The 20,199-nt window shown below is 51.1% G+C and carries 19 protein-coding genes and 1 other RNA gene; 1 reads left to right on the forward strand and 19 read right to left on the reverse strand.

From position 1 onward, the window contains the following. Nucleotides 1-220 precede the first annotated feature (220 nt). The 12 genes from murC to rnpB all read right to left on the reverse strand — a co-directional run bounded on the left by murC (nucleotide 221) and on the right by rnpB (nucleotide 12,896). Nucleotides 221-1,663: a UDP-N-acetylmuramate--L-alanine ligase gene (gene murC, locus L2W58_RS01775; RefSeq protein ID WP_236101284.1), complete on the reverse strand. Its 1,443-nt coding sequence runs from the start codon at nucleotides 1,661-1,663 to the stop codon at nucleotides 221-223. Between the two features lie 15 nt (nucleotides 1,664-1,678). Beyond that, complete coding sequence (locus L2W58_RS01780; protein WP_236101285.1) at nucleotides 1,679-2,737, reverse strand: UDP-N-acetylglucosamine--N-acetylmuramyl-(pentapeptide) pyrophosphoryl-undecaprenol N-acetylglucosamine transferase; 1,059 nt, start codon at nucleotides 2,735-2,737, stop codon at nucleotides 1,679-1,681. Further along, entirely contained in the window at nucleotides 2,734-3,828 is a 1,095-nt protein-coding gene (locus tag L2W58_RS01785) for an FtsW/RodA/SpoVE family cell cycle protein (RefSeq protein ID WP_236101287.1), read from the reverse strand. Before L2W58_RS01785 ends, L2W58_RS01780 begins: the two co-directional genes overlap by 4 nt. Continuing rightward, nucleotides 3,825-5,186: a UDP-N-acetylmuramoyl-L-alanine--D-glutamate ligase gene (gene murD / locus L2W58_RS01790; RefSeq protein ID WP_236101289.1), complete on the reverse strand. Its 1,362-nt coding sequence runs from the start codon at nucleotides 5,184-5,186 to the stop codon at nucleotides 3,825-3,827. The genes L2W58_RS01785 and murD overlap by 4 nt, the downstream gene beginning before the upstream one ends. A gap of 18 nt (nucleotides 5,187-5,204) precedes the next feature. Continuing rightward, nucleotides 5,205-6,158, reverse strand: coding sequence for an MraY family glycosyltransferase (locus L2W58_RS01795; RefSeq protein WP_236101290.1), 954 nt, complete (start codon nucleotides 6,156-6,158; stop codon nucleotides 5,205-5,207). After that, entirely contained in the window at nucleotides 6,155-7,525 is a 1,371-nt protein-coding gene (locus L2W58_RS01800) for a UDP-N-acetylmuramoyl-tripeptide--D-alanyl-D-alanine ligase (RefSeq protein ID WP_236101292.1), read from the reverse strand. Before L2W58_RS01800 ends, L2W58_RS01795 begins: the two co-directional genes overlap by 4 nt. After that, nucleotides 7,522-9,024, reverse strand: coding sequence for a UDP-N-acetylmuramoyl-L-alanyl-D-glutamate--2,6-diaminopimelate ligase (locus tag L2W58_RS01805; RefSeq protein WP_236101293.1), 1,503 nt, complete (start codon nucleotides 9,022-9,024; stop codon nucleotides 7,522-7,524). The genes L2W58_RS01800 and L2W58_RS01805 overlap by 4 nt, the downstream gene beginning before the upstream one ends. 7 nt (nucleotides 9,025-9,031) lie before the next feature. Next, nucleotides 9,032-10,651 (reverse strand): peptidoglycan D,D-transpeptidase FtsI family protein, encoded by a 1,620-nt coding sequence (locus tag L2W58_RS01810; RefSeq protein WP_236101294.1) that lies wholly within the window; start codon nucleotides 10,649-10,651, stop codon nucleotides 9,032-9,034. After that, entirely contained in the window at nucleotides 10,648-11,055 is a 408-nt protein-coding gene (locus L2W58_RS01815; RefSeq protein ID WP_236101295.1) for a hypothetical protein, read from the reverse strand. Before L2W58_RS01815 ends, L2W58_RS01810 begins: the two co-directional genes overlap by 4 nt. Nucleotides 11,056-11,075: 20 nt before the next feature. Beyond that, a complete protein-coding gene (rsmH, locus tag L2W58_RS01820; RefSeq protein ID WP_236101296.1) occupies nucleotides 11,076-11,975 on the reverse strand; it encodes a 16S rRNA (cytosine(1402)-N(4))-methyltransferase RsmH in 900 nt (299 codons plus the stop codon). After that, nucleotides 11,972-12,487, reverse strand: coding sequence for a division/cell wall cluster transcriptional repressor MraZ (gene mraZ / locus L2W58_RS01825; RefSeq protein WP_338033051.1), 516 nt, complete (start codon nucleotides 12,485-12,487; stop codon nucleotides 11,972-11,974). Before mraZ ends, rsmH begins: the two co-directional genes overlap by 4 nt. A gap of 71 nt (nucleotides 12,488-12,558) precedes the next feature. After that, nucleotides 12,559-12,896, reverse strand: an RNA gene (gene rnpB / locus L2W58_RS01830) — RNase P RNA component class A. Nucleotides 12,897-12,977: 81 nt separating this feature from the next. On the opposite strand from rnpB, the gene L2W58_RS01835 reads away from it, so the two are divergent. Continuing rightward, a complete protein-coding gene (locus L2W58_RS01835; RefSeq protein WP_236101297.1) occupies nucleotides 12,978-13,787 on the forward strand; it encodes a CheR family methyltransferase in 810 nt (269 codons plus the stop codon). 56 nt (nucleotides 13,788-13,843) lie between these two features. On the opposite strand, the gene L2W58_RS01840 is transcribed toward L2W58_RS01835, so the two are convergent. From L2W58_RS01840 to L2W58_RS01870, 7 genes are read right to left on the reverse strand one after another with little or no spacing between them, the layout of a single operon-like run. Then, complete coding sequence (locus L2W58_RS01840) at nucleotides 13,844-14,467, reverse strand: V-type ATP synthase subunit D (RefSeq protein ID WP_005661995.1); 624 nt, start codon at nucleotides 14,465-14,467, stop codon at nucleotides 13,844-13,846. 12 nt (nucleotides 14,468-14,479) lie between these two features. After that, on the reverse strand, nucleotides 14,480-15,892 hold the full coding sequence (locus L2W58_RS01845; protein ID WP_236101298.1) for a V-type ATP synthase subunit B: 1,413 nt from the start codon (nucleotides 15,890-15,892) through the stop codon (nucleotides 14,480-14,482). Then, a complete protein-coding gene (locus L2W58_RS01850) occupies nucleotides 15,882-17,678 on the reverse strand; it encodes a V-type ATP synthase subunit A (RefSeq protein WP_236101299.1) in 1,797 nt (598 codons plus the stop codon). Before L2W58_RS01850 ends, L2W58_RS01845 begins: the two co-directional genes overlap by 11 nt. Nucleotides 17,679-17,700: 22 nt before the next feature. After that, on the reverse strand, nucleotides 17,701-18,036 hold the full coding sequence (locus tag L2W58_RS01855) for a V-type ATP synthase subunit F (RefSeq protein ID WP_236101300.1): 336 nt from the start codon (nucleotides 18,034-18,036) through the stop codon (nucleotides 17,701-17,703). After that, entirely contained in the window at nucleotides 18,026-19,039 is a 1,014-nt protein-coding gene (locus tag L2W58_RS01860; protein ID WP_255700333.1) for a V-type ATPase subunit, read from the reverse strand. Before L2W58_RS01860 ends, L2W58_RS01855 begins: the two co-directional genes overlap by 11 nt. Before the next feature lie 15 nt (nucleotides 19,040-19,054). Then, complete coding sequence (locus L2W58_RS01865; RefSeq protein WP_236101304.1) at nucleotides 19,055-19,636, reverse strand: V-type ATP synthase subunit E; 582 nt, start codon at nucleotides 19,634-19,636, stop codon at nucleotides 19,055-19,057. A gap of 30 nt (nucleotides 19,637-19,666) precedes the next feature. Next, complete coding sequence (locus L2W58_RS01870; RefSeq protein WP_005661983.1) at nucleotides 19,667-20,143, reverse strand: V-type ATP synthase subunit K; 477 nt, start codon at nucleotides 20,141-20,143, stop codon at nucleotides 19,667-19,669. Nucleotides 20,144-20,199 lie beyond the last annotated feature (56 nt).

Raw genomic sequence — 20,199 nt, forward strand, 5'->3', positions numbered from 1 at the left:
GGGCCAAAAACGTATAGCATCCGGTGGTATGTACGACAGGATCTTTTTCTCTATCCTTAACGACGGACAGGAATCCAATACCATCGACCTCAACCTCAAAAACTGATAGTTTCTCTCCAGTTTAAACGGAAACGCTGCGAGAAACGACACCAATAGGAGGAAAAAAAATACCCCTAGACGATTTTCCGGCATATGGAGACACTCGTCCCAATGGTCTCGCTCAAACCCCTACTGCTATAGAATGAGGGGCAACGTTCCTGCGGCCTATCTCTTTTACAAGTATATCTCCCAGGTCCTCGATATCCCCCGCTCCTAGGGTCAATATAACATCGCCATCCTCGACCAAGGAGATGACCTTATCTATGGCGTCCTTTTTTCTGTCCGTCACGAAAAAGGACGGGTGGTTTTTCTTCGATAAATGATCCCCTATCAGGTGGGACGTTACCCCCTCAATGGACGATTCGTCCGCAGGGTATATGGGCAAGACCACTACCTTATCGGCATAGGTAAGGACTTCGGCAAATTGCTCTGCCATGGCTGCCGTTCTTGTGAATCGATGGGGCTGAAAGGCCACCAGGATTTTTCTCTCCGGAAATATCTGACTTATCGCCTTCAGGGTAGCCTCTACCTCTCTCGGATGATGACCATAATCGTCGTATACGTCTATATGTTCTATTCCACCCTTGAACTGTAACCGTCTTTTTGCACCTTTAAACTGACGCAGGGTTCTCTTTATCACGTCGAACGGAACGGATAACGTGTCTGCCACGATACAGGACGCAAGAGCGTTCAAAACGTTGTGGTCTCCCGAGACCGATAGCTCTATTCTGCCTATAGACCTACCGTCTTTCCTGACGGAGAAGGAAACTCCACCACCATGATTATACTCTATGTCTGAAGCTCCCCAATCCCATCTATCGCCCCAACCATAGGTGATTTTGGGACTGCTTTCGTCCATCATCTTCAACAGAGACTGTACTCCCCTGTCCTCGCCGCAAAGGATGGACAGACCGCCCTTTCTCAGGTTTTTAGAGAAAGATTCGAAAGTATTCAAGACGGAATCAAAATCAGGATAATGGTTTACGTGATCCCAATCGACGTTCGTTATAACCGATATGGTTGGATGGAAACAGAGAAAGGAGCCGTCGCTTTCGTCAAGCTCGGCAACCATGTGGGGACCCGACCCCAGCCTGGCGTTGCACCCGATGTCGCACAGCTCTCCGCCTATTGCGACGGTAGGTTCAAGCCTGGCTCCGCTGAGTATGAGCCCTATCATGGAAGAGGTCGTGGTTTTTCCGTGGGTACCGGCGACTCCGATACCGTATCTAACGTCGAAGATGGCACTCAATACCTGAGCTCTCTGGGCGACGGTTATGCCAATTTCTCTAGCGGCCACAAGCTCCTCGTTGTCGTCGGGAATCGCACTGCTGTAGACCAAAAGGTCGGGAGAAAACTGAGATAGATGGTCCGGACTATGACCTATATTGAAGTCTATGTCAGCTTGAGCCACCTTTTCGACGTAGAATCCATAGGACATATCGCAACCACTTACATCGAAACCTAGCTCATTTAAAAGAAGGGCTAGACCGCTCATTCCGGCACCGCCGATCCCCATCAGATGTATATGGCGAACCTCATCCAAGTTTATCTCCTTTATTTCCAAAGCCGGACTCTCCCTTCAAATATGCGAAAGAATCAATCGCCACAACGCCGAGGCTGCATCATCGTCGTCGGTCGAGTTTTTCAATCCACTGTCTTTTCTATCAGATTTTCGAAAAGCTCCATTCTCCAACTCGTCTATCACCTTTATCAGCTTGGAAACGCCCATTTCGGGACTCCAGATCCGTCCTGACTCTCTATCGTCCAAAAAAGACAGGGCATTTTCATATTGATGTCCATCGGAGGCTTTCTCCCAGGGAATTACCACGGCGGGTATGCCTAACTTGCCTATTTCGGCCAGTGTGGCTCCTCCGGATCGACAGATAACCATATCTGCCACCCCGTAGATCGGCGACATGTCCCATCTACTGGAGAAATATGCTACTTTATCATCTAAGCGGTCCTTGTCGGCCCCCAATACGATGAAAAAGCACCTTGCAAATTCTACCATAGATAAGGTGATCGTTACCAAGTCGATTAGACTCGAGCTTCCCAGAGAACCGCCAAATACCACTATGATACGATCTTCGCTGTCGACCTTGTCGATTAACCCTAGTTCATTGAGGGCCGACTCCCGAGAAAGTTTTCGAAAGTCTCTTACCGGTATCCCCGTGTATGTTCCTGTTATCCCTCTACATTTTCGCCATCCCATAGCGACAGGAACTTTCCATATCGAGGCTATACGTGCCACCTTTCCTGCCACGACGTTCTGTTCGTGGATAAAGACGGGGATTTTCATGATTTTGCTCACAACGAGGGCGGGGAAAGAGATGTAACCTCCAAAAAGGACCATGCAATCGGGCTTAATCTTATTGATCTTCTCGTACATGATCACGATGGACTTTATCATGCCCCACGATCTTTCGACGACGCTTTTAAAGGTCCTTTTCCCTAGAGGAGACCCCTCTATAGGCAGGATCAAAGGATGAACGTGATGGCTTTCATATATGGATTTTTCTATAGACCTGGATCCACATACGTAACATACTCGATCTCCCGCTTTTTTTCTCGAGTCTCCGAACGCTATCGCCGGAGTTATATGTCCACCGGTTCCTCCTGCAACTAAGATTATTTTCAATCCTCCACCCCCCGTTTTTCATCGTATAACTCTCTCAAAGCTCGAAGGATAAGCCCTATCTTAAGCCAAGATATTACCAGAGAGCTCCCGCCGTAACTCAAAAAGGGCAAAGGCATCCCTGTCATCGGCATGGCGTTCGATATTCCTCCGATATTTATAACCAGGGGGAGAGCTATGGAGAGAGCTCCTGCCCACAACAGCAAGGCTATCGATGAATCTTGGGCCTGACGAAAATGACAGTAAATCCGAAAAAACCAGAGAGAGAACAACAACAAGACGGTTACGCTTCCCAGTACTCCCAACGTCTCCGCGATAGCGGCAAACACGAAATCTGTATGAGCTGCCGGTAGAAATCGACTTCTCTGTACAGCCTTTCCCAATCCGGTTCCCCAGAAACCTCCGTTAGCGAATGCTATCAAACCCTGAATCGTCTGATATCCGATATCGGTAGGATCTGACCAAGGATCAAGCCATGCAACGATTCGTCTCTGTCTGTAGCCTTTCTGAGATAGAAATACGAAAACGGGCGACAACAATATGGCTGAGGTAAAAGGCAGAAGAAAACCGTAAGCTTGTACATAGATGCCCATGGCTAGGAAAAACAATAACATGGTTCCACCAAGATCGGGTTGCAACAAGATCGGAATTGCCACGATAAATATCAGCAATAACGTCAAGGAGAATGCTCTGAAGGATTTTAAGCTCTTTTCTGTGTAGATTTTGCACAGGTGAATCATCAGAAAAAAAACGAGCAATTCCAGTGGCTGAAAGCTTATAGAACCTACTTTGATCCATCTTGAAGCTCCGCCTCCGCCGGTCCCTATCCCTGGTATTAATGTCAGCCACGTCAACAACCAGGATGACAGCAGGAAAAGTCCACTACGATTCCACCAGAAAGCCAACGGTAAGGCGCTCGACATCAACATACATATCAAGGCCAAAGCTAACCACTGAGCCTGCCTCTGTCCTATCACAAACGATATTGAACCGTCGCCTAGCCTAACCGTGGTCAAAGACAGTATCACCACTATTCCAAGAGCGGAAAGGATAAGGGGTACGATCCATACGATAGGGTCCCTTCCCGACCTCACGACCCGACGTCGATCCCCTCTATCGCTTTCGCCAACCCACTGAAATGGTCGCCTCTCTCCCTGTAGCTTCCGTACATATCCCAACTAGTGCAGGCAGGGGAGAGCAGCACAGTATCTCCTTTTTTAGCCTTCCCGGATGCTTCGATAACGGCCTCTTCCATGGAGCGGACCATCTCCCAGTCGGTTATGCCCTGTTCTTTCAGGGCCTCGGCTATGGCAAAACGCTCTTCTCCCAGTAATATGGCGTATCTACAGTTATCCTTCACCGCCAGGGCCAACTCGCGGTAACTTTCTCCCTTACCTTTTCCTCCCAAAATGACTACCTTTCCTCCCGGAATGGATCTAAGGGCAGTACAGGTAGAGGCGACGTTGGTTCCCTTGGAGTCATCCACATAGGATATCCCGTTTTTCTTCACTATGAACTGGCATCTATGTGGTGGCGCTTGATAGGAGGCAAGCCCTATGGACCAATCCGTCTCCTTGCAAGAGGACAATATACAGGCGGTTGCAGCCATAGCAGCGTTCTCTATGTTGTGTCCTCCCAGCAAAGGGACCTGTTCCGACTTAAAAAGATCGTGGCGAATTCCCTCTATAACGGCGGTCGCCCTTTCATCGCCTATATATATGCCGTCTTTCTTTAAATCGTTCTCCAGCGTCAAACCTATGGTCCTTGGATCGCCCTGCCCTCCTAGGAGGACACGATCCTTTTCCTGAACGATGGACCACCCTGTATCTCCTCTGCGAGAGATAGCTTTTTTCTTGGCTAAAATGTAGTTTTCGTAGGATCCATGCCAATCGATATGGTCCGGTGCGATGTTGGTGACTACAGAGATATCGAACTCGGCTTTTTCGGTCCAGTAAAGTTGAAAACTGCTCAGTTCTATCACGAAAACGTCTCTTTTTTCACCTGCGAAGGTCCCTAAAGGCGAACCTATATTACCCACGGCTAGGGCATCAAGGCCGGAAACTTTAAGCAGATGAGCGATCAGAGAGGTGGTGGTGGTTTTTCCGTTAGTCCCCGTCACGGCGATAACCTTCCCGTCCAGGTTGGGCAACACGAAATCGACCTCGCCGATCACCTCGATACCGAAATCCCTCGCTTCCAGAAGCAAAGGAGCCGTAGGGGAAACTCCGGAACTCACCAGCATGAGATCACATTCCAAAGCCTTGGAGGAATGCCCTCCTATCTCGAAGTCGACTCCCATACCCTTTAGGGCAAGCCGTCTCTCCTCCGGTATATCGGCTTTGCTTTCGGTAACAAATACGGAAGCCCCCGACCTGACCGCACAGGACGCCAAAGCCTCGCCGCTGATCCCGGCCCCCAATACGGTAACTTTTTTACCGAAAAAATCTTCCACGACGACTGCCACCTCTCCTTAAAAGTGAAGACCAAGGCCCATTCCAAACAGAAAAAGGGCGACGATACCGACTAAATGCAGGATCCAGAATCTCAGAACTATCTGAACCTCGCTCCAGCCGGATAACTCGAAATGATGATGGATCGGGCTCATCTTGAAGACCTTTTGGGAAAAAAGCCTTATAGCTACTATTTGAATTGCCACGGATAATATCTCTACCCCGAAGAGAGCTCCCGCAGGAACGACGTACAGCAAGCCTCCCCCACAGACCGATATTGATACTAAAAGCCCCCCGAGAAAATGAGAACCGCAATCTCCCATGAATATCCTGGCAGGGAAGGAATTGTACCACAGAAAACCGAGCGTCATGGCTAGTCCAGCTACCACCCCGCTGATTCCGGACGATACTACTGTACAGAGGAACATCAACGAGATCGACGAGGCTCCCGCGGCCAGTCCGTCCAATCCGTCTGTAACGTTGACCCCGTTGAGCATGGACACGACGAGAAAAGAACATATGAGAACCGACAGCGTCGGGGACAGGTAAATTCCGGGCAAAACGGCAATTCCTAAATATCTTTGAACTATCACGGACCAAATCAGGGATATCAATACCTGAGCTGAAAGTTTCTGCAGGCTGGATAGCCCTTCACTGGAGGATCTCGAGTATTTCAGAAGGTCGTCCCATAGCCCGATTCCGCCCGACGCCAGAGGCAAGGACCATAAAAGGATTTGGAACCTTAAAGACCCATCTCCTAAAGCCCAGCCTATCAAAATTGACGGCAGCACCGTTGTCATAAACACCGCCCCTCCTAGGGACGGGGTCTTGCCCTTTTGTTCGTCTCTCGCCGGTCCGTAGCTTTTCTGGGCCAATTTAAAATCGCGACGTTTCAGCCATGCTATCCATCTGGACTGAACCAAGACGGAGAAAAAAAACAGGATCAATCCCCATATTAAAAGACCTATTGTCATGGAAAGATCTCCATAAGACGTTCTAGCTCGTTGGACCTGGATCCCTTTATCGCGATGAAATCCCCCTCTGAGAGAAGGCTCTTCAAATCGGAAGACAACGATTCGATGTCCTCGTACACCTTTACAGGAGGCTTCAAATGGCCCCACATGACCCCGAAAAGAAAGACCTTGCCCAATGGCAGAGCTTTCTTAAGAATTTCTTCATGTAGAGAGAGAGAGCCTTCTCCAAGTTCCCCCATCTCACCGAGAACGAGGATCCTTTTTTCTCTAGGGAAAGGACTCTGGGCCACCAGATCCAGCATGGCTCCCATGGATTTCGGGTTTGCATTGTAGCTTTCATCCAGCACCAGGATCCCGTCTCGATCTTTCAAGACCCCTCTTCCACGGTAGGGTTTTATCGACGATAACCTGATAGAGGCCTCCTCGGGGGATACTCCCGATTCCACAGCAGTAGCCCATGCCATACCCAACAGGCTGGCGTTATGTATTCCGGCGATCTCCGCCGAGATTCCGTAAGAGCTTCGATCCAGTTCTCTCCCGATAGTCATAGAAAGAACAGGACGTTCCTGCCAGTCGAGGCAGATATTCTCCAATACGTAGTCTCCGGAAATACCTACCGATATAGCCCGCCAGTTCGTTCCCAGGGACCTGTTCTTCAAGGCGGAGGACAATATGAAATTGTCGCCGTTAAATATGACCTTCCTCAAATTTGAGGATCCCAGTATTTCAAGTTTTGCCTCAAGAACGCCTTCCAGGCTACCCAATCCCTCTAGGTGAGCCGGAGCTATCTCGGTTATAACCGCAGTGTCTACAGGATATAGATCGATCATCTCGGAGATCTCTCCTGGGTGGCTGGTCCCCATCTCCAGGATCAGGACGGAAGTGTCCTCCGGCATCTCCGCTGCGGTAAGAGCACAGCCTATTCTCGTATTGTGGCTGCTTCTGGCCCTGTAGACCCCTGACGAAGTCCCTCCTAAAGCGAGAAATATCATCTCTCTGGTGGACGTCTTGCCTACGCTTCCGGTTACGGCTATCGCTTTTTTCAGCCCTTTGAGCCGATGACGGGCTATTCTTATCAGTCCCTGCTCTGGGTCATCCACCTCTATAACTCGAAATCCCACGGGGAGGGTCTTTATTTTCTCCCTCCAAGAGGGACTCACCAGAGCGCAATGGGCTCCCCGGGAAACTGCGTTCAGGATGAAGTCATGTCCATCCACGTTATTACCCGGCAAAGCCACGAATAGGTCTCCCTCTTCGATCTTTCGGCTGTCCACCCGGATAAGGCCGGAGAATTCGCCGTCGTCACCCTTGAGCGTCCCCTCCGCCAACGAGGCATATTTAGACCACGAACGGATCTTTGTGCTCATTTCCATGAAACTCCTCGATCTTCCCCCCAGCTTCGTACCGACTCGGAGTCGCTGTAAGGAGTTTTCTTGCCTTTTATCAGGATATAATTCTCCGGCCCCTTGCCGGAAATTACCACGACATCTCCCTCTCTAGACATATCCAGGGCTTTGTAGATAGCGTCTTTTCTATCGATGACGACATCGTAGCTGTTACCCTCTACCTTATGGACGCCTTCCAGTATATCCTTGACTATCAACAGTGGATCCTCTCCTCTGGGATTATCCATCGTCAGAACCAGATGGTCCGCCTTTTGTGCCGCTATCTCGCCCATTGCCCAACGGTTTCCTCTGAACCTCTCTCCGCCGAGGCCGAATACCCCTATAAGCCTCCCGTTACATATATCCCTGGCGGCTGAAAGGAGATTGCTCAATGCGTCAGGAGTATGGGCGTAATCCACGATGGCGCAAGCTCTCTTATCGAAAAGGTAACGTTCCATTCTGCCCGGCACCTGGGGTATGTTCTCAAGACCGTGTTGGATCTCATCGTAGGAAAAACCCATGGAATGGCAGGCCGCCGCCGCCGCTAGGGCATTGCTGACGTTATACCTTCCGATAAGGGGCAGACGCACCCGATTAACCCGTTCCTCGATAGCGAGGTCGAAGAGAAGCCCGCCGACATCCAGGGCTATATCGGATCCCGTTACAGTGGCCGAGCTGGACTTGGACGAATAGGTTACGACGTTGGAGCCGGTACATTCTCCCAGCAATCTTTTTCCGTAGGGATCGTCCATGTTGAAAATCTTTTTACAGTCGGGTTTCATGTATCGTGTAAAAAGCAACTTTTTAGCCTCGAAATAGCGCTCCATATCTCCGTGGAAGTCGAGATGTTCCGAGGTCAGGTTTGTAAAGACCGCCACGTCGAAAAGACATCCCGATAGTCGTCCCTGGGCGAGACCGTGAGAGGATGTTTCCATGACGCAACCGTGACAGCAGGATCGGACCATCTCGGATAAAAAGGCCTGTATCTCCGACCCCTCTGGAGTGGTCCTATCGGCCTCGATTTCCTTGTTCCCGTCGTCGTAGGTGATTGTCCCCAACAGACCGACCTTGCCTCTTCCTCTCATGATGGATCGAATCATATAGGTAGTCGTGCTTTTGCCGTTGGTTCCGGTAACCCCGACCATAGAGAGAGACCTAGAGGGATGATCGTGAAACGAAGAGGCTATCGCTCCTAAGGCACTCCTTGAATCCGCGGTCAAGATGATCGGCACATCTTTTTCCACCCCATCGGGAATATGTTCACATAAGAGAGCCGTCGCTCCCGATTTTACGGCAGCGACGGCGAAATTATGTCCATCGTTGTGGACTCCGGGAACGCAACAAAAGAGAGTTCCCGACGTTACCCTACGGGAATCGAACTCGATAGAACGAACGATCTCATCGTGAAGTTGACCTACGGTCGCCGATACCATTCCGGAGGCCCTAAGATCCTCAACAAGTCCTCTGAGTCTTTTAATCATGGCGTAATTATCCTCCAGAGTTCAATCTCTCTATGTCCTCAACTATAGCCTTAAAGACCGGAGCGGCTATGTCTCCTCCGTAATATCTGCCTTGGCCGGGCTCTCCGAGAACGACCAACAAGGTATATTCAGGAGAGTCGTAAGGCCAAAAACCTATGAACGACGCCACCATACGCTCTTTGGAGTACTCGCCTTTTGTAGCCACCTGGGCGGTTCCGGTCTTTCCTCCTATTTTAACTTCTTGACAGTCGGCTTTTTTGCCGGTTCCCTCAACTATCACTCTTCGAAGCGTCTTTCTAAACCAATCGACGTAATCCGGGGGGAGCAGGTCTCTCAGGACGACCGTCTGAGATCGATATATGGATTTCCCCTCTCCATCCTCTACCCTATCGACTATATGAGGAAGCAACAGTTTCCCCCCGTTTATGATGGCGTTGAAAGCTGTGATAAGTTGAATGGGAGTAACGGCTATTCCCTGTCCGATCGCTACGTTAGCAGGGATTACCCCGTACCACCTTTCGGGAGGGAGCAACAACCCGTTCTCCTCTCCGTTCAACTCCACTCCGGATTTCTTTCCGAACCCCCAGGCTCCCAGATCTCTGTAGGCTTCGTAGGGATTGAGTTTTATGCCGATCTGAGCCATCCCGACGTTGGAAGAATATATAAGCACATCGGAAAGGTCGATCTTACCCCTACCTCGTCCATGAGAGTTTGAAATCCAACCGTCGGCGACCTTGATCCTGCCGTTATCGACAAACCAGGAGTTTTTACCCACTAATCTAGACTTAAGGGCCATGGCCACTATAATCGGTTTCAATGTGGAGCCTGGTTCGTAGACCCTGCCGATACAGTTATTCGTCATGTTTTCGTCGTTTATAGTTGTTCTTTTGTTGGCATTAAAGCTAGGCCAGCTGGCCATTCCGACGACTCTCCCGGTATCGCTTTCCAAACAAAGGGCGGCACCCCATTTGACCTTTTCCTTGGCCGATATATCCGAGAGTCGCTTTTCAAGGATATATTGAATACGACGGTCCACGGTCAAAAAAACCTTGCCCTCGGGGTTCATGAGGTCGAAGTCCCTTTGACTTCTGGTTTTCATTGTCCAACCGGAAGGAGTGTAAAGTACATCGTTCCATATCAGTTCCAATCCGGCCAGCCCTATCCCATCTATATCGCAGTATCCCAAAACATGAGACAGTAGATTCTCGTTAGGATACACCCTCTTATTCTCCTGAAGAACATGGAGTCCATCCAACCCCATGTCGAGTATTTTTTTTGCTTTTTCATCCTCCATTTGCCTCAGGAGCCAATAAAAACGACCTTTTTTAAGCGACGACAGTATGGTCGCTTTCTCCTTCGATACCCACTCGCTCAGCTTTCCGACGCTATCGGTGTTCCATTCCTGGGGATCGATGTACAGGCTTGCGGTAGGGACGGAAATCGCCAAAGGCTCGCCTCTTCTATCCAAGATAGGCCCTCTGGTTGAACAGGTCCTACCAAGTCTGTTATTCTGAGTTCCGAGCCTCTCTAAGACCCTATCGTCAGGATGTATCTGAAGAACGACGATCCTACCTATGAGTCCAGCCATAACCAGAAAAAGAAGCATCCACGGGAAAAATTTTTTCATTTATAGCGCTTGTCCGGCAGAGACCCTCTCCAGCCTTCGGAATCGGATATCGACGACGCCGTTTTTTCTGAGAACTGAACCTTTATTATCCCCGCATAGGACTTCTCCGTCATCCCCAATTTTGTGCTGGCATAACCATATACCGACGAAGGAGATTCCATGGCCAAACACCTTTTATGGATCGACGTAACCTGTAACTCCAAGTCTCTGACCTTTGCGGTGAGCTCATCCAGCTCGGATTCCAGTACTAGACCGTACATCCTCAGGCAGACCAAGGAAGAGCACAGCAACATGGCCAGAACGAGAAAGAGCACGAATACAGGGCTTATCTTGTTTTTATTTCTTCCGACACGGACGTCGCCAGGCCAATTGCGATCTTCTCCGGTTTTATCTTTGATAAGCACGACAGCCCTCCTCTGTGCGTCTATCCTTTGGCGAAAGCTCTAAGCTTAGCACTTCTGGATTTGGGATTATTCTCTATCTCAAGATCCGAGGGCGTCAGGGCTTTTTTAGTCAAGATAACCCCTTCTCCCTGGTCCTTCCATTCCCTGAATTTCCATTTAACCACTCTATCCTCAAGGGAGTGATACGATACCACCACCACCACTCCCCCAGGAGATATTACCTTTAGGGCGGCATCCAGCCCGTCGTTCAGGGCATCCATCTCCTTGTTTACAGCAATTCTAAGAGCCTGAAAGACCTTTCTGGCTGGGTGTCCTTTGGCTTTTCTCATAACTGGAGCGGGAAGTGCCTTACGAATGACCTCCACCAGGGTATCCGTATCCTCTATAGGACCGCTCTTCTCACGATGGCGGACTATGGATTTTGCTATCGGCCAGGCAAAGCGCTCCTCGCCATATTTCCTAAAAATCTCGCTCAGCTCGGGGGCGGTTAGCTCTCTGACCATATCGGCAGCACTCTCGCCTCCGTCTTCGTGGTTCATTCTCATATCCAAAGGCCCGTTTTCCCTGAAGGAAAAACCCCTTTCCGGTAGGGATATCTGCATATTGGAGACCCCTAAATCGAAGACGACTCCCCCCACCGGGGTTCCATTAATATCTTCGAGCAACCCCTTTAGATCGGAAAAGTTACCCTTTATGGGAATGAATCTCTCTCCAAATGAACTCAATCTTTCCGAGGCCATGGTCAAAGCCTGAGGGTCTCTGTCTATCCCGAAAACCTTTGCCTCTTCTATGCGATTCAGAATCGCTTCCGAATACCCTCCCAAACCTAAGGTAGCGTCTACTATACGTTCAGGAGAGCTCGTTTTTATCAGATATTCCAAGACCTCCTCCAACATAACTGGAACGTGCTTGACCTTCACTGCATCACTTCCTCGATCATCTTCCCCAGGTCTCCAAGCAAGGTAGACCTTCTGTCGTTCCAACGGACACGGTCCCATATCTCTATGTGGTCCTCGACACCTATAACCGAAACGTCCTCTTCCAGCCCTCCATAACCACGAAGAGATGGAGCGATGAGAATACGTCCGGTTTTATCCGGCACAATTTCGTCAGCCATAGAGAAAAGGACTCTCTTGAAGTTTCTGGATTTCTCTTTAGAAAAAGGCAGTTCATCGAAGCGAGCTACGAAGGTCTGCCAACTATCAAGTGGGTATACTGACATGCATCTCTCTATCCCGACGGTACATACGACGGGGGATCCGAGGGCGTGACGAAATCGGGAAGGAAGGATCATCCGCCCCTTATCGTCTATTTTATGGTCATAGTTCCCCATAAACATGACTTCTACCCCCATAATATCCCATTTCTCTCCACGATATACCAAGTAAACAGTAGGACGTAAAGGCGAAAGAGTCAAGAGGCTCATGGCCATTCAGAGGATGAAAGGACAAAAAAAAGGACCTAGGCCTTTTTTTTCTAGGTCCTAGGTCCCAAGAAACGGTATTGGAGAGCCTTCCTGTAAGCCGGGTTTTGTCGTGGGTAGTCATTTATCTAGGACGTCCCTCGCGAGACATCTCGAGCGACCGTACCCGGAGGTCGGCGGGCCGCCTCATCCCCCCCTATTCGGTCTTGCTCCGGACGGGGTTTACCTGGCACGACAGTCACCTGCCGTCCGGTGGGCTCTTACCCCACCTTTTCACCCTTACCTCTCAAGGAGGCGGTATATCTCTGTGGCACTGGCCTGTGGCTTACGCCAACTGGGCGTTACCCAGCGTCCTGCCCTTCGGAGCCCGGACTTTCCTCTCCCGATAGCTATCGGCAGCGACTACCTAGAAGACTCTCAGGAGGCAGTATAGCACATTTCAAGTAATCCGCCGACATGGTATGATTGTAGACGATAACATCATAAAGGAGGGATTCCCTTGGTCGCTAACGAAAAAGACTACGATTCGCCGGAGTACACACGCTTCAAACAACAGGTTCAAAAATTAACTGGATTAGATTTAAATTCATATAAAAATCAAATACATCGTCGTGCTCATATGCTCATGAGCCGATGGAATTTGACCGATTACGACCAGTACTTCACCATGATCAATAAAAACGAGGATAAACTGAGGGATTTTCTCGACTATCTTACGATAAACGTTTCGGAGTTTCTAAGAAATCCCCCACGGTGGTGGGATTTGAGAGATCATGTAATTCCAGATCTCATCAAGACCAAAGGCAGTAAAAAGCTTCGTCTTTGGAGCGCCGGATCTGCAACCGGAGAGGAACCCTACTCTCTCGCGATGTTGTCCAGCGAATGCGGGCTATCCTCCACTCCTCCTGTTCATGCGAGGGATATCGATGCCGGTGCAATCGCCATAGCCCAAAAGGGAATCTATCACAAGAGACAGCTGGTAAACGTTCCTCCCGATTGGATAACCAGGTATTTCAATGTCGTAGACGAACAGACCTATCAGGTTAAAGACGATCTCAAAAAGAGGGTCGATTTCGCCAGATTGAACCTGATAGAGGATAGGTTCGAAAAAGACTACGACCTCATACTGTGCAGAAACGTAGTCATATATTTCAGACCGGAGACGAAGGCAGTCCTTTATCAGAAGTTTTTCGATGCACTCAGACCGGGAGGGTATCTCCTAGTGGGATCCACGGAGCAGATTTTCGAGTATAAATCCTACGGATTCGAGGCTGCAAAGCCCTTTCTTTACAGAAAACCCCTCAAATAGAAGGGAAGACCGAAAAAGCGGAGGTGAGGCTTTAAAGCCCCACCTCCGCTTTTTGTTTAGTGAGATCTGACGATATCTTTGATCTTCATTATACGGCTGAGAGTCGACCGCTCCTGTTCCTCCAGCTTCATGGTGATGTACTTTATGGTCTCTATCGTGGCCGGAATCAGGACATGCTCCAACGCGTTGACCCTTCGTCGGGTCTTCTCTATCTCGGTTGACATGAGAGCTATGGCCTTTTCCTCCGCCGCAAGCTCTATGAGTTTCGGCATTATGGAGGAAAAACGCTCGAGAGCGACGTCGAGACTGCCCAGGGTCGTTGCAAAACCGTAGTTGAGAGCCTTGCCTTCCTGGTCTATACCGTATTCAGGGACCACAACGCTCATGACGTTGCGATGTTCCACGGAGATACGGCACTTCGCCCCGGGAATCATAAGTGCCTGTTCCAACATGGCGGGCAAGGTCTGAGCTCTGGCGAGGAGAAAGCTCTCGTAACATCTACGGAGCTCTTCCTCCACCGCTTCGCGTTGCTCCTTGACCTTGCGGGCCTTTTCCAGAAAGGCCTTTATCAGGGCGTCCTGTTTGTCCTTCAGGAGTTTGTGGCCCCTCTTGGCCACCACCAGGTTTTTCTTGAGCCTGGATAGCTCCATTCGGTTCGGGTTGACGTTCAGACGAGCCATGACATCACCCCGCTAAGCCTTGACTTCTTCTGCGGACTTCTGACCCTCTTTGAGAGGCAGCAGATACCTCTCTATATACTCGTCGTGGACACGCTTGAGTTCCTTGACAGGGACCATGGTGAGGAGCTCCCAACCAAGCTGAAGGGTTTCCTCCACCGTCCGGTTTTTGTACTCTCCCTGACGGACGTACTCGTCCTCGAAACGGTCGGCGAAAGAGGCGAAAGCCTTGTCGTCCTCGGACAGAGCACCCTCTCCCAATATGACGGCCAACTCCTTGGCCTCCTTGCCCCTGGCGTAGGCAGCGAAGAGCTGGTTCATCAGGTCGGCGTGATCCTCTCTGGTCTTTCCCTTGCCGATACCCTTGTCCTTGAGTCTGGACAGCGAAGGCATGACGTCCACCGGGGGATATATGCCCTTACGGTGAAGGTTGGGACTGAGGATTATCTGACCCTCTGTGATATAACCCGTAAGGTCCGGAATCGGGTGGGTCTTGTCGTTTTCCGGCATGGTAAGTATGGGAACCTGGGTTATGGATCCGCTGCGCCCCTTTATCTTACCGGCCCGCTCGTACATAGTGGCGAGGTCGGTGTAGAGATATCCGGGGTAACCACGTCTACCCGGAACCTCTTTTCTGGCCGCCGAGATCTCACGAAGAGCCTCGCAGTAGTTGGTGAGGTCGGTAAGGATGACCAAGACGTGCATATTCTTTTCGAAGGCGAGATACTCCGCCGCAGTCAAAGCCAAACGGGGAGTGGTGATTCGCTCGATAGCCGGATCGTCGGCCAGGTTGACGTACATTACGGTTCGCTCCAGAGCACCGGTTCTCCTGAAGTCCTCCATGAAGAAAGAGGCCTCCTCGAAGGTTATTCCCATGGCGGCAAATACGACGGCGAAAGCCTCGTGGCCGCTGATTACGTTCGCCTGACGGGCCAGCTGGGCCGCCATTCTGTTGTGGGGAAGCCCTGCTCCGGAGAATATGGGCAGTTTCTGGCCTCGAACCATGGGATTCATCCCATCGATGGTCGATATACCGGTCTGTATGAACTCCTCCGGATAGTCACGGGAATAGGGGTTCATTGGCAGACCGTTGACATCGATGTTGTCGGCGGCGATTATCGGAGCCCCTCCGTCGATGGGCTCTCCTCTACCGTTGAAGACCCGTCCCAGCATGTCTCCGCTGACCGGCAGGGTGAGGACCTTTCCGACGAAACGGACCTTGGTATCCTCTATGTCGATCCCGTCTGTACCCTCGAAAACCTGTACCAACGCTCTGTTGGAGTCTATCTCCAAGACCCTCCCACGACGATGTTCGCCGTTGGAAAGCTCGATCTCGACCAGCTCGTCGTATTTAACGTCCTGGACTTTCTCAACCACGAGGAGCGGTCCCTGAAGGCTGCTGATGGTCTTATATTCTCTAGGCAACATTGGATTCGCCTCCCGTCGGAACCAGTTTGGCGATCTCTTCCTTCATCACGTTCTCAAGATCGTCGATCTGCTGAAGCGAGTCCTCGGCAACGAGTCCCATCCTGGCTATCTTCTCTCTGACAGAGAGGTTGAAAAGCTCGTTCATGGGAGCACCGTTTTTCAGCGCCTCGGTTCCGTAATGATGGAATTTTATGATAGTCGAAAGCATCTTGAACTGCTTCTTCATCGACGTATAGGTGTCGGTCTCGTGGAAGGCGTTCTGGTGCAGGAAATCCTCCCTGAGGGACTTGGCCGTCTCGAGTATCATCCTCTCGTTTCTGGAGAGGGCGTCTATTCCGACCAACCTCACTATCTCTCGGAGTTTATCCTCCTCCTCAAGCAGTCCCATGGCCTCGACCCTAGTGTGAGTCCACTCATCGTCGAACTCTCCGTCCCAGTACTCGTCCAGCTTGTTGGTGTAGAGAGAGTAGCTTTGAAGCCAGTTGATGGCCGGGAAGTGGCGCTGATAGGCCAACTGGGCGTCCAGTCCCCAAAAGACCTTTGTAACTCGAAGGGTATTCTGGGTTACGGGCTCGGAGAGGTCTCCTCCGGGAGGAGAGACGGCCCCGATAACCGATACGGATCCCTCGGCAGCCTCTCTGCCGTAGCAGACTGCACGACCAGCTCTCTCGTAGAAGGATGCCAGTCGGGTTCCCAGATATGCGGGATAACCTTCCTCTCCTGGCATCTCTTCCAGTCGACCGGACATCTCTCTGAGGGCCTCGGCCCAACGGCTGGTGGAGTCGGCCATCAGAGCTACCGAGTAGCCCATGTCCCTGTAATACTCCGCCATGGTTATGCCGGTATAGACGCTAGCCTCTCGGGCCGCAACCGGCATGTTGGACGTGTTGGCGATGAGGACCGTTCTCTTCATCAGAGGCTCTCCCGATCTGGGGTCCTCCAGATGGGGGAACTCCAGGAGGACGTCGGTCATCTCGTTTCCTCTCTCGCCACAGCCGATGTAGACGACTATCTGAGCCTCCGCCCACTTGGCCAGCTGGTGCTGTATGACCGTTTTGCCGGAGCCGAAGGGTCCGGGCACACAGGCTGTTCCCCCCTTGGCTATGGGGAAGAAGGTGTCCACTACCCTCTGACCGGTGGTCAAGGGAGTCACGGGAGGAAGCCTCTTCGCTACCGGACGGGATTTACGGACGGGCCATTTCTGGGCCATCCTTACATCGTGCTTCTCCTTGTCGTCGCCCTCTATTACAACGACCACGTCGTCGACGGTAAAACTTCCCTTGGAGATCTTCTTTATCTTGCCGGATACGCCGATAGGCACCATTATGCGATGTTCGACCAGCACGGTTTCCTGTACTACTCCGAGGACATCTCCCTGGGAAACCTGATCCCCTTCCTTAAGACGGGGTTCAAAATCCCATTTTTTCGAGTGATCCAGGGCGGGGACGTCGATCCCCTTCGCTATATAAGGACTCTGAGCGGCGTCCTCGATGCTCTTGAGAGGTCTCTGAACGCCATCGTAAAACTGCTCTATCAGTCCGGGCCCAAGCTCGACGCTAAGGGGTTCTCCGGTGCTTACGACTGGTTCGCCGGGTTTTAGCCCCGACGTCTCCTCGTAGGCCTGAATCGAGGCATATTCGTCTTTCAGCTCAATAATTTCGCCGACAAGACCTATTTCCCCGATACGGACCACGTCGTACATGCTGGCACCGATCATTCCCTTAGCGACTACCAGGGGTCCGGATATTCTTTCTATGCTGCCTTTTATGACCTTATCCGTGGCCACTATGAATCGCCTCCAGCCTTAACTATTTTTCAGCAAAGATATCCATTCCCACGGCTCGCTCCACGTTTCCGCGAATTGCGGAGAGTCCGACGTTGAGAGACCCTCTTATGCCTGGGATGGGGATCATGCTGGCGGGATACTCCTGGTTGAGCTCCGAGATGAGGTCCTGATTCTCGACGAAGAGGGCCTCCTCCACGAAGACGACTGCGTAGTTCTCTCTGGCCAGTCGTTCCAGAAGTTTCTTGACCTCATCGGAATTCTCTCCGACAGGGAAGGGCTTTACGCCTACTGCCTGAAATGGCAACACCGTATCATACTGTCCGATCGCGGCCATAGGGCGAGAGCTTTTATCCGACACGACGCATCAGCCTCCTCACCATATCTCGATCGGCTCCGTTGGCGATGGAAACCAAGATGACCCTCAGGTTTTTAGCTTCCATCTCCTTCAACCAGGAAAAACGAAGTACGTTTTCCGGCTCGAAGCAGCCGTACTTAGCCTCTTGCAGTACATCGGTGACGTAATCATCTAGGATCTTGTCGAACACCATCAGAAGTGTCTCCATGTCGGAGGAATCCTGGATATGGTCGAATACAGTTCCTACGTCAGCGAAGGCCAGAAGCCTTCCCCAGCTTTCGATAGGCTCTGCCAGAGTGGATATAAGACGGTCTATCGATATATCCCCGCCTTTATGTAGAAAATCCACCGCTGTAGAGGATTCCACCTGGGCTCGACTTAACCTGATGAGAGTACGGACGTTCTCCGCGTCTACCCGCCTCTTGAACCAAAGATCCACCTGCGGCATCGAGAGCTTGCCGACCAAATCGGACATGGCCTCGAAGAGACCTCTGTCCAAGGCACACTCGATCGCCAGCATATCGTGATTCTGATCCCAATGAGTCAACACCTGCGGGATAGAGCGATGCAGGCCAAATGGCAAGAGGCGATACTCCTCGCTCTCCACTGCCATGACCAAAGAATCGGTGTCGATGGTCCCCAGAGACGTCAGGAGATCGAAGCGACGATCTCCCCCTTCTTTGGAGAGGATCAGGCTCTTCACCAGAACCTTGACATTGTGAAAATCGTAAGGCAGTCGGCAAAGCTGAACCAACTCCTCGTCTGGGGTGAATCGGCTGATCTCATCGTAAGCGAGATGAAGTTCCGCCTCGATGGCCGAGTCAAACTCCTCGTTGGACTTCATCTCCATGATCCATGGGGCATAAACGGTCTCCCCAAGTATTTTTATGGCTCCGTCCAGACCGTCACACTCGATAAGCCTCTGGAAGAGGGACTCGTCGAGTAACCGATTCTCCATCGCCCTCAGACGCGCGACCGAATATCCATATCGTTCCGCCGGGGCCATGTGTTCACCGCCCAACTACTCTGAGAACAGCCGTTTTACAACGTCTGCCTCAAGATCGTCCCGAAGCCAGCGGACCAACATATCGAAGGAAGCGTTTTCGCTTATTTTATCCCTCTTGAGTACAAAGCCTCCGGTTATTGGAGTCTTTTCTCCCGACATAGTCAGGTTGGTCTTGTGCTTTTCGTTGTATCCCTTGAGCCAGGTCTCGCTGAGGTGTTTGTCCCCTTTACCTATGACTATCTCCTCGTCGCCTGTCTGAACCGCTTTCCCCAAGAGGGATTCGACGAAAGAAATATACTTCGCGGCGGAAAGGGCTCTGAGTTTTTCAAGGGATCCCTTGTAAACCTCGTCGACGAGCTGTTGCCTGGCACCGAGCTCGAGTTTCTTGACGTCCAGCTTCGCCACTATCTCGCGACGCCGCATAATTTCCGGTTTTTCGCTCTCGAATCGAGATTCGTAGGAGTCCTTCATAGACTCCACCTCTCTCTTTACCTCGGCCGTTATCTCTCCGGCCTGTTCTCGAGCTTTATCCAGGATTTTTCCGGCCTCTGCATTGGCATCGGCCTCGATTTTTTTCTTTATATCGGATAAAGACATGCCGATCACTCCAACTCTTCAGGCCTAAGCCTAGGAGATCCCGTTAAGCAGGAGGATACTCACCAAAAGGGCAAGAACGGCGTAGGTCTCGACCATAGCGGGAAGGATAACGGCTTTACCGGTCTCCTCCGGACGCTTGGCGATCATCTGAATACAGGAAGCGGAGGTCTTTCCCTGAGCTATTCCGGAAAAATATCCGGCAATGGCGATGGGAAGGCAGGCGAAAAGCACACCGAGTCCGTTGAGCCAGGTTATCGCCATCGTAGGCTCTCCTCCGATGAGGCCGGCCTTGAGCATGGCAAAGAAAGCAATTAGAAGACCGTATATTCCCTGAGTTCCCGGAAGGGCCTGAAGCAGAAGCACCAAACCAAATTTACCGGGATCCTCCGTCATGACTCCAGCGCCGGATTCACCGGCAATACCAACTCCGATAGCCGATCCAGCACCGGCGAAACCGGCGGCCAAAGCTGCACCAAGAATCGTCAGCATAACACCGAGATGTTCCATAAAGTACGACACTCCCCTCACAAAAATAAATGGTGACTCCCTATTGCGGGATAGAC

It is taken from the genome of Dethiosulfovibrio faecalis (assembly GCF_021568795.1).
GTDB lineage: Bacteria > Synergistota > Synergistia > Synergistales > Dethiosulfovibrionaceae > Dethiosulfovibrio > Dethiosulfovibrio faecalis.

Coding starts and splice junctions, on each gene's coding strand:
- L2W58_RS01860 (WP_255700333.1), bottom strand. CDS start 19,039: ATGGCCCCGGCGGAACGATATGGATATTCGGTCGCGCGTCTGAGGGCG.
- L2W58_RS01805 (WP_236101293.1), bottom strand. CDS start 9,024: ATGATTAAAAGACTCAGAGGACTTGTTGAGGATCTTAGGGCCTCCGGA.
- mraZ (WP_338033051.1), bottom strand. CDS start 12,487: ATGGCCATGAGCCTCTTGACTCTTTCGCCTTTACGTCCTACTGTTTAC.
- L2W58_RS01870 (WP_005661983.1), bottom strand. CDS start 20,143: ATGGAACATCTCGGTGTTATGCTGACGATTCTTGGTGCAGCTTTGGCC.
- L2W58_RS01865 (WP_236101304.1), bottom strand. CDS start 19,636: ATGTCTTTATCCGATATAAAGAAAAAAATCGAGGCCGATGCCAATGCA.
- L2W58_RS01840 (WP_005661995.1), bottom strand. CDS start 14,467: ATGGCTCGTCTGAACGTCAACCCGAACCGAATGGAGCTATCCAGGCTC.
- L2W58_RS01800 (WP_236101292.1), bottom strand. CDS start 7,525: ATGAGCACAAAGATCCGTTCGTGGTCTAAATATGCCTCGTTGGCGGAG.
- L2W58_RS01845 (WP_236101298.1), bottom strand. CDS start 15,892: ATGTTGCCTAGAGAATATAAGACCATCAGCAGCCTTCAGGGACCGCTC.
- L2W58_RS01795 (WP_236101290.1), bottom strand. CDS start 6,158: ATGACAATAGGTCTTTTAATATGGGGATTGATCCTGTTTTTTTTCTCC.
- L2W58_RS01810 (WP_236101294.1), bottom strand. CDS start 10,651: ATGAAAAAATTTTTCCCGTGGATGCTTCTTTTTCTGGTTATGGCTGGA.